Annotated in this window: 1 protein-coding gene; it reads left to right on the top strand. The window is 47.2% G+C overall.

Annotation, left to right across the window (positions count from 1 at the left end):
• Positions 1-279 precede the first annotated feature (279 nt).
• The coding region (locus tag NK638_RS12305; RefSeq protein WP_342454299.1) for an MJ0042-type zinc finger domain-containing protein at positions 280-909 on the top strand (630 nt) is incomplete at its 3' end.

Here is a 909-nt window from a genome sequence, read left to right as displayed (position 1 = left end):
CCGCCTATCAGCCTTACTTTGCTATGGATCCTAAGCATGCTTTTACTGACCAAGAAGACCAGCACTGGCAACGATTATCTGGTACATTTACAGGCTAGCAACATTTAATTACATCTGTTACGATAGAGGGCAGTCAAATGTTATGTGTTTGACGCCACTCTGTCCTTGCCCATGATTCATACATGAGATATTTTGTTAATGCGCAGTATTTACCCCATAGGCAGCTGTTGGTGAGTGGAAAAGCGGTATTGATCACCATACTTTTTTGGACTCGACCCTATGACCACGCCCATAAAAACTCAGTGCCCCCATTGTCACGCTTGCTTTAAAGTAAAACAAACCCAATTGAACAAAGTAAACGCCACTGTCAACTGCGAGCAGTGTCATCAGAGCTTCTTAGTCAATCAGCACCTCATCGTCACCGCCGACACTGCCCCCAGCCCTCACGCTGCGACCGATACCGCCACTTCTACATCAAACAAAGCCGCGGCTCACAATGAGCTTATTCACGACGATTTAATTCATGATGACCTGATTGATGACGACCTCATCCACGATGAGCTGATTCATGATGACATGGATATAGGGGAGTCAGAAACCGACTTATTAGAGTACGATTCGCTCGACAGTATGGATGCATGGCTGACACAGGCGAGTCATCGCAGCCATACCTCCAACCAGCAGCCATCTGCAGCACAGACAAGCCCGGACTCATCGGCACAAGCAGCGCTAAGCTCTGCCGCCGCCAATGATATTCATGCCAATGTCGATGACAATGCGGACAATGCTTGGCTTGAGGCGTTGTTGAAAGAAGAAAGCCAAAACACACACAAAACACCAGACAACACCGACCTATCACAAATCTTACAAAAAATGGGCGTGCCGTTTAGTGACGAAGAAAAAAGCCAA

Source organism: Psychrobacter sp. A3, from assembly GCF_028823565.1.
GTDB classification, from domain to species: Bacteria; Pseudomonadota; Gammaproteobacteria; order Pseudomonadales; family Moraxellaceae; genus Psychrobacter; species Psychrobacter celer.
This window is presented reverse-complemented; position numbering and strand designations above follow the sequence as displayed.